General features: G+C 47.2%; 11 protein-coding genes. 9 read left to right on the top strand and 2 right to left on the bottom strand.

The window, feature by feature from the left end; genetic code table 11:
• Positions 1 to 5 precede the first annotated feature (5 nt).
• Positions 6 to 1,307 (top strand): 2-oxoglutarate dehydrogenase complex dihydrolipoyllysine-residue succinyltransferase, encoded by a 1,302-nt coding sequence (odhB, locus tag WH45_RS11890; protein WP_046214524.1) that lies wholly within the window; start codon positions 6 to 8, stop codon positions 1,305 to 1,307.
• Positions 1,308 to 1,488: 181 nt separating this feature from the next.
• Here odhB and WH45_RS11885 read toward each other — a convergent pair whose 3' ends face one another.
• Positions 1,489 to 3,015: a glycine betaine uptake BCCT transporter gene (locus tag WH45_RS11885; RefSeq protein ID WP_046214523.1), complete on the bottom strand. Its 1,527-nt coding sequence runs from the start codon at positions 3,013 to 3,015 to the stop codon at positions 1,489 to 1,491.
• Positions 3,016 to 3,599: 584 nt separating this feature from the next.
• Here WH45_RS11885 and WH45_RS11880 point away from each other — a divergent pair.
• The 4 genes from WH45_RS11880 (at position 3,600) to WH45_RS11865 (ending at position 7,862) form a co-directional block, all read left to right on the top strand.
• Positions 3,600 to 4,145, top strand: coding sequence for a GNAT family N-acetyltransferase (locus WH45_RS11880; protein WP_046214522.1), 546 nt, complete (start codon positions 3,600 to 3,602; stop codon positions 4,143 to 4,145).
• A gap of 423 nt (positions 4,146 to 4,568) precedes the next feature.
• Positions 4,569 to 5,999 (top strand): sugar porter family MFS transporter, encoded by a 1,431-nt coding sequence (locus WH45_RS11875; protein WP_046214521.1) that lies wholly within the window; start codon positions 4,569 to 4,571, stop codon positions 5,997 to 5,999.
• Between the two features lie 245 nt (positions 6,000 to 6,244).
• The gene (locus WH45_RS11870; RefSeq protein ID WP_046214520.1) at positions 6,245 to 7,180 is read left to right on the top strand and encodes an aldo/keto reductase; all 936 of its coding nucleotides are present in this window, start codon (positions 6,245 to 6,247) and stop codon (positions 7,178 to 7,180) included.
• Positions 7,181 to 7,397: 217 nt separating this feature from the next.
• Positions 7,398 to 7,862 (top strand): ribosomal maturation YjgA family protein, encoded by a 465-nt coding sequence (locus WH45_RS11865; protein WP_235338349.1) that lies wholly within the window; start codon positions 7,398 to 7,400, stop codon positions 7,860 to 7,862.
• A 315-nt stretch (positions 7,863 to 8,177) separates the two neighbouring features.
• Here the strand turns inward: WH45_RS11865 and WH45_RS11860 are convergent, their stop codons facing one another.
• The gene (locus tag WH45_RS11860; protein ID WP_046214519.1) at positions 8,178 to 8,657 is read right to left on the bottom strand and encodes a CYTH domain-containing protein; all 480 of its coding nucleotides are present in this window, start codon (positions 8,655 to 8,657) and stop codon (positions 8,178 to 8,180) included.
• A gap of 248 nt (positions 8,658 to 8,905) precedes the next feature.
• Between WH45_RS11860 and WH45_RS11855 the strand changes: the two genes are divergently transcribed.
• From WH45_RS11855 to WH45_RS11845, 4 genes are all read left to right on the top strand, one after another.
• Complete coding sequence (locus WH45_RS11855; RefSeq protein WP_046214518.1) at positions 8,906 to 9,364, top strand: DIP1984 family protein; 459 nt, start codon at positions 8,906 to 8,908, stop codon at positions 9,362 to 9,364.
• A gap of 445 nt (positions 9,365 to 9,809) precedes the next feature.
• Positions 9,810 to 10,376 (top strand): nitroreductase family protein, encoded by a 567-nt coding sequence (locus WH45_RS11850; RefSeq protein WP_046214517.1) that lies wholly within the window; start codon positions 9,810 to 9,812, stop codon positions 10,374 to 10,376.
• 218 nt (positions 10,377 to 10,594) lie between these two features.
• Entirely contained in the window at positions 10,595 to 10,900 is a 306-nt protein-coding gene (locus WH45_RS24230; protein WP_082096735.1) for a TIGR04104 family putative zinc finger protein, read from the top strand.
• A 143-nt stretch (positions 10,901 to 11,043) separates the two neighbouring features.
• Entirely contained in the window at positions 11,044 to 11,358 is a 315-nt protein-coding gene (locus WH45_RS11845) for a TIGR04104 family putative zinc finger protein (RefSeq protein WP_046214516.1), read from the top strand.
• Positions 11,359 to 11,443: the final 85 nt, after the last annotated feature.

Genomic DNA, 11,443 nt, shown 5'->3' with positions numbered 1-11,443 from the left:
CAGCTGTGAGCGAAATTAAAGTACCTGAAATGGGCGAGTCTATAACCGAAGGAACCGTATCGAAATGGGTAGTCAAAGAAGGAGATACGGTCAGCCAGGGCGATGTCCTGCTGGAACTGGAAACCGATAAAGTCAATCTGGAAATCAGCGCCGAAGAAGATGGAGTGATCGAATCCATCACCAAGCAGGAAGGCGAGACCGTTCAGGTCGGCGAATCCGTAGGCGTAATCAGCGCAGGCGGCGCCAAAGTACAACCGAGTGCAGAAGCTGCACCGGAAGTACCACCAACACAGGAGACAGCGCCATCGTCCCAGCCTGCACAGGCGAACGACCAAGCCCGTGAATCCAAAACCGATCTGGCAGCAGCTGTAGCAGCCAGCAAGCCGGATAATGGCGATACAATAGCTACACCAGCTGCACGCAAGCTGGCTCGTGAGCGCGGTATCGATCTGAACAGCGTACAGGGCAACGATCCAATGGGCAGAGTGAAGCATGACGACGTGCGTAAGCATGAAGACAAGCCGACCAACCTGGGCGCTGCACCTACCAAAACAGTCGGTTCTTCGGCGCCGGCGTCCAAGCCTGCACCGGAAAGCAATCCGGCCAAACCGGCAGACCGTGTACCAATGTCCCGCCGCCGCCGTACGATTGCGAACCGTCTGGTGGAAGCACAACACAACGCAGCGATGCTGACTACATTTAACGAAGTGGATATGACAGCGATCCTTGATGTGCGCAAGCGCCGCAAAGACAAGTTCAAAGAGAAGCATGATGTGGGCCTTGGCTTTATGTCCTTCTTTACCAAAGCGGTTGTCGGCGCGCTCAAAGCGTATCCGATGGTCAATGCCGAGATTGATGGCGATGATGTGATCATGAAGCATTACTATGACATCGGTATTGCCGTATCCGCCAAGGAAGGTCTCGTTGTACCGGTGGTTCGTGATGCAGACCGTCTGGGCTTTGCCGGTATCGAGAAAGAAATCGCCAGCCTGGCATCCAAAGCGCGCAGCAACACGCTGTCCCTGGCTGAGCTGCAGGGCGGTACGTTTACAATCACCAATGGTGGCGTATTCGGTTCCCTGCTGTCCACACCGATCCTGAATGCACCACAGGTAGGTATCCTGGGTATGCACAAAATCCAGCTGCGTCCGGTTGCGATCGATGCAGAGCGTATGGAGAACCGTCCAATGATGTACATCGCTCTGTCTTATGACCACCGTATTATCGACGGCAGCGAAGCGGTTAGCTTCCTGGTCAAAGTGAAAGAACTGCTGGAAGATCCGGAGACACTGCTGATCGAAGGCTAATGTAATACCTTTTGAAATGTTGAATAGCACCATCACAAAGAGCCTTCCTGCTGCAGGAGGGCTTTTTGTGATACAGCAAATCGATATAAAAAGAATGCAAAAAAGCACCCATAAAGGGTGCTTAAATGAAGACCTGAGCAACTGCAACTTCAGTGTAATATTGTCATAAACGGTAATCAGATCACTTCTTTTTTTCAACTGGAGGCTGCACTCCACTTTTCTTACGGGACATATCCTTCACATCCTGATTAAGCACTTTCAGCAGGCTTACGGCCATAAGTATAATGACCAGGGAGAAGGGAAGTGCGGCGATAATCATCGTGTTCTGAAGAGCCTGAAGGCCACCGGAATAAAGCAGCACCAGAGCTATCGCTGTGAGCAGAAGACCCCATACCATTTTCAAAGTGTTATTCGGATTCTGAGAACCATTCGTAGTCATCATTCCCAGTACAAATGTACCCGAATCAGCCGAAGTGATAAAGAATGTACTGATCAGACAAATAGCAACGATGGAGATAACGGTGCCCAGTGGGAAAGTCGATAACATCCCAAACAGGGACTCTTCTGTAGCCAGAGCCGATATGATCTTGGTACCGCTGCGCTCAAGCGCAATGGCAGAACCTCCAAACACGGAGAACCATAAAAAGCTGATCAGGGAAGGCGCGAGCAGAACATAAGTAACGAATTCACGAATGGTACGGCCTTTGGATACACGGGCAATGAAGATACCTACAAATGGAGACCATGCAATCCACCATGCCCAGTAAAAGATAGTCCAGGCATTAATCCAATTTCGATTTTCCAAATTAAGAGGAGCCAGACGCAGGCTCATATTAACGAAGTTCTGCAAATATTTACCCATTGTGTCTGTAAACAAATTAAGGGTGAACAGCGTAGGTCCGAATATAAATACGAGCAGGAATAGAGCGGCGGCAAGCAGCATATTGGCGTTGCTGAGAATTTTGATTCCTTTGCCAAGTCCGCTTAGAGCCGAAATCATAAACAGAACCGTAACAACCAAAATAATGATAAATTGACTGGTAATGTTGGAAGGAATACCAAACAGATAAGATAGTCCACCATTAATCTGTACAGCGCCAAAACCAAGAGAGGTAGCAACCCCGATAACAGTTGCAATAACAGCGATTACGTCGACAGCTTTGCCGATTGGACCATTCGCATGGCGGCCAATAACAGGCTTCAGGGTTGAACTGATCAGTCCGGCTTCCCCGCGTTTAAACATAAAGTAAGCCAGAGACAAAGCAACGATACCGTAGACTGCCCAGGCATGAATACCCCAGTGGAAAAAGGTGTACTGCATGGCGTCACGTACCGCCTGATCGCTTCCTGTTTCTCCTGTTGGAGAACTGATGGCAAAGTGGCTGATCGGTTCCGCTGTTCCGTAGAACACGAGTCCGATGCCCACACCGGCACTGAATAACATGGCGACCCAGGTTGGGCGGGAGAATTCAGGCTTATCCTCCGGTTTTCCGAGCTTGATCTTGCCTACAGGACTAACGAGCAGATAGAGACAAATAGCGACAAAAGCCGTGACGATAATGAGGTAATACCAGCCAAACGTATTGGTGATAAAAGATTCGGTGGTGCTGGTGAAACTTTCGAATGCTTCAGGTGCGGTTACACCGATTAAAACCAGGATCAGCAAAATGGATGCTGAAATATAAAATACATTTGTTGCTTTTTTCATAAATACATTGACAACTCCCATCTTTGATATGCTCGCAGAGGGTATTTACTTTTGGATTTGCGAGTCGGTCAAGCACACTTACGAAATTTCATGATTTCCGTTTTGCTATTGATCTTACTCGTCCTCATATGCTTTACGCTATAGGTCGATTTTGTCGATTCTTCTTGCAAAATAGGCCCGGTCCGGCGTTTGCGGTCTTAATTATAACCAAGATAAAAAAACAATGCAAAAAGATAACCCTGTAAATGATACAATGTAAACGCAACCATTACAAGTAGATAAAGGAATGTCAAATTTTAAAAAATTATATTTTACACGGCAGGAATTGCATGCAGCAGATGAGTCGAGGAGGAGTTTCTTTACTTTAACGAGCACTGTCTGAAATCAATCACTGAATACAAATATCGTATTTATAGGAAAAAATCATAAGCATATTTTTGAAAAAAATCTAAATAAGGTCAATTTGGGAGGAGATGTCCTTATAGACTCTACACTACAAAGGAAGCTGGCTGCAAACATTTCGCTAAATAACATCCAGCAGGTATAATGTAAATAAAAGTATATTATCCGAGGAGGAATACATAATGATTATCGATGAATATGCCTATCATATCAAGGGACTGGACTATATCATTCGCTCGGCAAGGCCGGAAGATGCTGCTACTCTGTCAGAAGTACGGCTGCAAATTGACGGTGAGACCGAGAATCTGGATCGCAGACGAGGGGAAGCGTTTCTAGAGCCGGAAGCTTTTGAACAACTGATCCGCAGTGACTCGGAGAAAGATACCAATCTTTTTCTGGTAGCAGAGACACCGAACAAGATTGTAGGCTTCTCCCGCTGTGAAGGCAGCCCACTGAGCCGATTGGCTCATAAAGTGGAATTTGGCGTGGGTGTTCTGCGTGACTACTGGGGACACGGCATCGGCAAGCATCTGCTGGAACAATCCATCGCCTGGTCCGATCAGACCGGCATTCAGAAGATGACACTGCATGTATTGGAGACCAACGTAACGGCTATTGAACTGTACAAAAAGGCAGGATTCGAAATCGAAGGCGTATTGAAGCGGGATCGCCTGCTGGCAGACGGCAACTACTACAATACGGTGGTGATGGGCCGGTTCAGAGTATAGATGAACTTCTACTGTGATAGATTCTGTAGGTATGACAACTGAATATATGTATTTCAGGATCATAAAGACTCCGAAATCTGCTCCGACTTCCAGATAATATACAAATAAATACATCTTGCCAGCCGTCGTCTAACAGTCGATCAGGCTGGCTTTTTGCTGCATATAACTATTGTTACTTATCCAAGCAAGATAGCAAGGACGATTAAACCTTGAAAAGTATGGGTATATTGAATTTACGGAAGTACAACATAAATATAGAGAAGCGGATAAGAATCCGACGTACAACACAGAAGAGTCATGAACCGGATGCAGATGTAAGCTCGTTCATGAACTGACATCATCGGCCGATGGATAGGTTTACCTTTGCAGCCGCAGCCAGATTCCTTCTGCCTGAAGTACGGGAAACATAAAGGAGTGGGTACTATGCAACACGAGAACAACGATGCCGCGAGTCAAAAGGCATTCCTGCGCAAGATCGTTTTGATTTCCACACTGGGTGGACTATTATTTGGTTACGATACCGGGGTTATCAACGGTGCACTGCCGTTTATGTCCGCACCGGATCAATTAAACCTGACTTCCTTTACGGAAGGTCTGGTGACCAGCTCACTGCTGCTGGGAGCAGCCTTTGGTGCAGTGATGGGCGGCCGACTGTCTGATGCGATTGGACGGCGCCGCAGTATCAAGTATCTGGCTGTATTATTCTTCTTTGCAACGATTGGTTCTGCGCTATCCCCGAGTGTACCGATTATGGTCACCTGCCGCTTTATACTGGGGCTCGCTGTCGGCGGCGCTTCGGTTACTGTTCCTTCCTATCTGGCCGAGATTTCACCGGCCAATCAGCGTGGCGGTATCGTCACCCGCAATGAGTTAATGATTGTCAGCGGTCAGCTGCTTGCCTTTATCTGTAATGCGATCCTTGGTACAACCATGGGTGACAATACACATATCTGGCGCTACATGCTGGCGATTGCCTCCATTCCTGCCGTGTTCCTGTTTATCGGAATGTTCCGTGTACCGGAAAGCCCGCGCTGGCTTGTTACACAGGATGAGAATAAACGTGCGTTTCGTATTCTAAGAAGAATGCGCAGCGAGAAACAAGCGATTCGCGAGATCAAGGAGATCACAGCGAATACCGAAGTGGAAGAAGATACGGAAAAAGCCAGCTTCAAAGATCTGGCGATTCCATGGATTCGCCGCATCGTGCTGATCGGTATTGGTATCGGTATGGTACAGCAGATTACCGGTGTCAACTCGATCATGTACTATGGTACCGAGATTCTCAAGGATTCCGGATTTGGCACCAATGCCGCACTGATCGGTAATATTGCGAACGGCGTCATCTCGGTAGCTGCGACCTTTCTCGGGATGTGGCTCGTCGGCCGCGTTGGTCGTCGTCCGATGCTCATTACCGGCCTGGCTGGTACGACCAGCGCTCTGCTGCTGATTGCGATTCTGTCCAATATGCTCGCAGGTACAGCGGCACTGCCTTATGTCATTCTGGGTCTGACTGTTACGTTCCTCGCTTTCCAGCAAGGAGCCGTATCACCGGTCACCTGGCTGATGCTGTCCGAAGTGTTCCCGCTCAAACTGCGCGGATTCGGTATGGGTGTCAGTGTATTCTGCAGCTGGATGGTCAACTTCACGGTAGGTCTGCTGTTCCCGGTATTGTCCGGTGCATTCGGTCTATCCGCGACTTTCTATATTTTCGTGGTACTGGGCATCGCAGCGATCACCTTTGCAGCCAAGTTCCTGCCGGAGACCCGTGGTCTTACGCTGGAGCAGGTAGAGCAAAAGTTCCGTGAATTTGGCAAAAAACGAGTGGAAACCACTCCAAGTCCTGCAGCCAAATAATTTCTGACAAATGAACTTAATAGACAACACAGAGAGACCCGGCAGTAAATGCGGGTCTCTTTTGCCTGTACTCATCCAGATTGAACAAAAAGTAAGAAGGGTATACAAAATATAGACTTCCCCTGGATCAATCCGCAGCAGATCTGCATCCACAACAGTCTGTAAAAGCTGCATAGACATCACTGCAGCGGATTGATGCGGATCAGGGAAGCAAGCCTGGAATCACGAAAGGAGCAGATCAACAGATGAGACAGCAGACACGAATCGGTACAACCGAACTGATGGTTACCCCTATTGGCCTCGGTACGAACAAAGTCGGAGGACATAATCTGTTTCCCAACCTGAAGGATGAAGAAGGCAGGGATATTGTACGTCGTGCACTGGAGCTTGGTATTGACTTTCTGGATACGGCGTATATTTACGGACCTGCACGGTCAGAGGAACTGATCGGCGAAGTGCTGAAAGAGACCGGTCAGCGAGAAAATGTCGTCATCGCGACCAAAGGCGCCCACAAAATCGAAGGTGAGAATACACTCATCGATAACTCCCCGGCTTTCCTGCGGCAGTCGGTAGAAGACAGCCTCAAACGGCTGCAGACCGACTATATCGATCTGTATTATATCCATTTCCCGGATAAAGAAACGCCAAAGGATGAAGCGGTCGGTGAACTGAAAAAGCTCAAAGATGAAGGCAAAATCCGTGCGATTGGTGTATCCAATTTCTCACTCGAGCAGCTCAAGCAAGCGAACCGCCATGGCGATGTGGATGTACTGCAATCCAATTACAATCTGCTGGAGCGTGAAGTGGAGCAGGAGTTTTTTCCTTATTTAATAGAAAATAAAATTTCATTCGTGCCGTACTTCCCGCTCGCTTCCGGATTGCTGGGCGGTAAATATACCAAAGATACTCCACTGACTGACAGCCAGAAGAAAAAGCCTCTGTTCCAGGAAGGCAATTATGAACGGAATCTGGACAAAATCGATCAGCTGCGGAGTATTGCCGAGGAAGTGAATTCCGCTGTTGCCAACGTAGCGCTCGCCTGGTATCTGACCCGCGACTGCATTGATGTGGTCATTCCCGGCACCAAAAATCCCCAGCAGCTGGAAGATAACCTCAAAACGCTGGATGTCCATCTGTCCGAAGAGCAGATCAAGCGAATTGACCAGATTTTTGCTGTATAAGTCAAAAAAAGGCAGCGAAGAATTATCTTCCTGCCTTTTTTAATGCTGTTTATTTATAATCAATAAAAAGTCAATATATGAAAAATTCAGAAATATAATCTGTTCTGCAGCCTCAATTTCGAATTGCATCATACAAATTGTTATAATGAGAAGGAGGCGGCGAATATATACAGATCACATCATTTTTGAATACATAAGTATAGAAGGAGCACCTGTTATGATGATTCCCAAATATGATTTCTATTCCTCCTCTACCGGCAGCCATTCTAACAGAAGACACAGCAGCCGTATGTTATACCTGGGTGCGGTTATCCTGACGGTACTGCTTGGTCTGGCTTCCCGCCGGTATGAGGCGGTGCTGCCTGGCTGGATCGCCGCTCATGCAGGGGATGCACTGTGGGCAGCAATGATATACTGGGGCCTGCGGCTGCTGACATGGCCGCGTCGTCCTTTTCTCGCTGCGATCGGCGCATTGTTATTCAGTTACTTCATTGAATGCAGCCAGCTGTACCAGGCAGAATGGATCAATCATATTCGTGTTACGACCCTGGGAGCGTTGATTCTGGGACATGGTTTTCTGGTCGCTGACCTATGGCGGTATACTGCAGGTGTAGGTATTGCTTTGGTACTGGATATCGCTGGACGATGGATTTGCCGGTATGTCAAAAATATTCACAAATAGGAGGAATACTATGGCTCCCATTCCACCCTTTGAAAAAGATAAAAACAGTCATTCTTCCGCCAATTAAAATTTTATTTGAGATACGGCAGCCTGACCCGCCAATCGGGTGCAGTATGCTTTGCAAAAAAGAGAAGGTGCGTATATGGTTTACTTTTTCCTGATCGCTATTAACTGGATGCATGTATAAGAGGAAGAGGACGAATAGTATGTATCTTTTAGCGAATGCAAGGACGGTCTGACGTTTCTTGCTGCCAGAGGAGCGAAGGTCAAAAGCTTCGCTCCTTCAAAGGACAGCAGCTTTTTTAGTAAAGTCGGTTACTTCTGCTGAATCTCCTGCCACAACCGGCTGTTCAGATACTGCTCCTGCTCGGTCACATCTTCACCGAACCAGTCCGGCGCTTCATAGGCATGGAATTCATCTTCGCTGTCGAATTCGATCTCGATCGTCATGAGCCCTTCCTGCGCCGTATTATGGTAGATATCCATATCGTAGGTGCGGCCGTCCAGTCGTACTTTATGACGTGTTTTCTTAAGGGGAGTGACCTGCAGACGCTCAGTCAGCTGTTCATACATGTCCCGGCTGATGTAGAATTCCGTCTCGTCCCGGGAGATGCCGCGTCCGGCTTTGTGGGTCATGGTGAACGTCTCTTCATTATTGCTGAGGAGCCGCCGTACGCGCAGCGATTCATTTTCCGTAGAAGCCAGATAGGTCTGATCGATCTCCTGGGTACGTGTAATATCCAGATCATCCGGATAAGAAGTAAGCAGATATTTGCGTTCGATTTCCTGTGCCATAGTTATGCCTCCTGAAGGGAATAAGTAATAAGTACATGGGTAAGCAGAGATGATGGGGCAGATGCTGTCAGATTTGCAATAGGTCCAGATTTACTTTTATAATACTATACAATAGTCCGGTTGCCGAATATTGCGGCAGCAGGCTTACTGAGTATTACGCTGCATGAGCCAACCAGGAAATAAAAGCAAGCCATTTTACAGGCAGGTTAATGACTGCTTATATGATACATACTAATTGAGGTGACGTTATGAAACTGGCAGAAGCACTGATTTTGCGTTCCGATCTGCAAAAGCGTTTTGAGCAGGTCAAATATCGTCTGGCTAGCAATTCCAAGATTCAGGAAGGAGAAGAGCCAGCCGAGCAGCCGGCAGGTCTGTTAAAAGAAATGGATACACTGCTGGGTCAGCTGGCTCTGCTCATTCAACAGATCAACCGGACCAATAATACGGTTAGACTGGATGATACACGTACGCTGGCGGATGGTCTCGTCGAACGCGATATATTGTCGATGCGGCGCCAGGCATTAACCGAGCTGGCCCAGTCGGCGAGTATACGGCAGGACCGATTCACCCGTACCGAGGTGCGCTTTATATCGACTGTCGATGTAGGGGAACTGCAGCGCGAGGCAGATCGGCTCGCCAAAACATATCGTGAGCTGGATACACGTATTCAGGAAATGAACTGGCTTACCACTTTGCTGGACTGATCACTTTGTCCGGTTCATAAGCCGGGTAATAAGAACACATAATCAGGTAAAGATAACGTTCCTGCAAGCAGGTAATTATTCCGAATAAAGTGAGCACACACCGCCAACTGGTTAAAGTTGGACTGGAGGTAAGGGTGAGGGGCCACCCTGGAGGTTCGAGTCCTCCTATAACCATTATGCCTTGTATTGTTACATGCGTACCAATCACACATACACTTAACTACCACGTGCTGGTTATTCGGTTAATGAGGGCGGGTCAGGGGATTTGCAGGAACCTCATAGCTTACAGGCATTACATAGACCGATTTTATAAAATATAGGATGGTTACTAGAGATGTTGGCTGAACGAACCTGACGATAATAATGTTAAAATTAGAGATTTCCGCAGGATTGGTGTACAATAAGCAGGTAATGTATTGAGAATGATTATCAGGGAGGAATATTCATGTCCATATCCGAAAGTATCCGCAATCGCCGCTCGGTCGGTAAAGTAAAACCTGATCCTATCGCACGTGAGCATATTGAACAGATCCTCGAAGCCGGCATCTGGGCACCGAATCACCGCCTGACCGAGCCGTGGAAGTTCTTCGTACTGGAAGGCGATGGACGCTACAAGCTGGGCGATGCCCTGGTCAATGTAGCCCGCGCTCAAGGAGCGGATGAAGAGAAAGCCGCTTCTGCCCGCAACAAAGTAGAACGCGCACCGGTCATTATCGCAGTAGCGGTTGAACCGGAAGACAATGCCAAAGTCATCGAACTGGAAGAATACGGCGCTGTATTCGCAGCCATTCAGAATATGCTGCTGGAGATTCACGAACTGGGTCTTGGCGCTGTCTGGAGAAGCGGCGAGCCATGCTACCATCCAGAGATGAACAAAGCTTTTGGCCTGAGTGAGAAAGGCAAAATGCTTGGCTTTATCTATCTGGGCATACCGGAACGCACCGATCTGACGAGCAAGCGTACACCTTTTGCCGAGAAGACCGAGTGGATTAGCGAATATAATCAATCATAAGATAGTACGGTCAAACATATGGAATCGCGAAATAAGCGATACGGATAGATGTATGATTTCCACAAAAACCAGTCTTTAATACAGACTGGCTTTTTGTGTTATAGGACTCTTTCAAAGAACAGCTGCTTATAGTCTTATTATCTTCATGGAAAGGATGCTGCAGTGGCGATCCATGCAGGCAGGTATGTTACAATAATTGTATATGGAGGTGTATAATCATGAAATTAAAATTGCCGATCTGTCCTCATTGTCAGTATTCTTTTTCCTGGGGAAGTGTAATGAAGACATTATGGAGATTCGATGGTCTAACCAAGTGCCCACAGTGTGGAATTGTATTGTATCCGATCGTCAGTCGCCGCTGGCATATGAGCCTGAGTACTTTTATTATGTTATGTATTTGTTTTGGCATGCAGATGGTAGGGGTGGCGTTCAGCATCATTGTGCCTGTTTTTCTGCTTTGTGCATTAATTGCGATGCTGCTTATACCGTATTGGTACTCTTATTATGACGAGGATCGACATTAATCTAATGGGTTCGCAGAAACTAATTGATTTTGTATAGCAGCAATGATTCAGCCATTACATAGATCCATATAGTGTATATTTTGGCATCGAGATTTTTGAGCCTCATTGTACACATTAATTTTGACAACAGGAGATGATCAGCTATGAAACTACCTACTTGTCCGAACTGTCAGCACTCATTTACCTGGAAAGAAGCCTGCCGTGCAGCCACAAAAACCAAACGATTCACCTATTGTCCCAATTGCCAGACGACATTGTATCCAACAGCCAATTCCCTTACCAAGTCGGCATTGGTGTTTGCTCTTTTGCAGCTGATATTTCTTGTCGTTCTGTCTGCCTTGAATCTGCCAATCGGGATCGCTGTACTTGCTTTGGCAATCTACCTGGCCCTGTTTCTGGCATATATGCCTTACGGTTACCAATATAACGAATATGAAGATTCCTTATTCAAACTATAAGCGTTAGAACCGCTATATTCAGGGGATTATAGGCATTTGCGAGGTCTTGGGTGAATATATCCAATATAATTCCCTGAATAATAGT

It is taken from the genome of Paenibacillus wulumuqiensis (genome assembly GCF_000971965.1).
Taxonomy (GTDB): domain Bacteria; phylum Bacillota; class Bacilli; order Paenibacillales; family Paenibacillaceae; genus Saccharibacillus; species Saccharibacillus wulumuqiensis.
This window is presented reverse-complemented; position numbering and strand designations above follow the sequence as displayed.

Bases quoted from the DNA above. Each gene is read 5' to 3' on its own strand.
- WH45_RS11885 (WP_046214523.1), bottom strand. From the start codon at position 3,015: ATGAAAAAAGCAACAAATGTATTTTATATTTCAGCATCCATTTTGCTG.
- WH45_RS11880 (WP_046214522.1), top strand. From the start codon at position 3,600: ATGATTATCGATGAATATGCCTATCATATCAAGGGACTGGACTATATC.
- WH45_RS11875 (WP_046214521.1), top strand. From the start codon at position 4,569: ATGCAACACGAGAACAACGATGCCGCGAGTCAAAAGGCATTCCTGCGC.
- WH45_RS11870 (WP_046214520.1), top strand. From the start codon at position 6,245: ATGAGACAGCAGACACGAATCGGTACAACCGAACTGATGGTTACCCCT.
- WH45_RS11865 (WP_235338349.1), top strand. From the start codon at position 7,398: ATGATGATTCCCAAATATGATTTCTATTCCTCCTCTACCGGCAGCCAT.
- WH45_RS11860 (WP_046214519.1), bottom strand. From the start codon at position 8,657: ATGGCACAGGAAATCGAACGCAAATATCTGCTTACTTCTTATCCGGAT.
- WH45_RS11855 (WP_046214518.1), top strand. From the start codon at position 8,906: ATGAAACTGGCAGAAGCACTGATTTTGCGTTCCGATCTGCAAAAGCGT.
- WH45_RS11850 (WP_046214517.1), top strand. From the start codon at position 9,810: ATGTCCATATCCGAAAGTATCCGCAATCGCCGCTCGGTCGGTAAAGTA.
- WH45_RS24230 (WP_082096735.1), top strand. From the start codon at position 10,595: ATGAAATTAAAATTGCCGATCTGTCCTCATTGTCAGTATTCTTTTTCC.
- WH45_RS11845 (WP_046214516.1), top strand. From the start codon at position 11,044: ATGAAACTACCTACTTGTCCGAACTGTCAGCACTCATTTACCTGGAAA.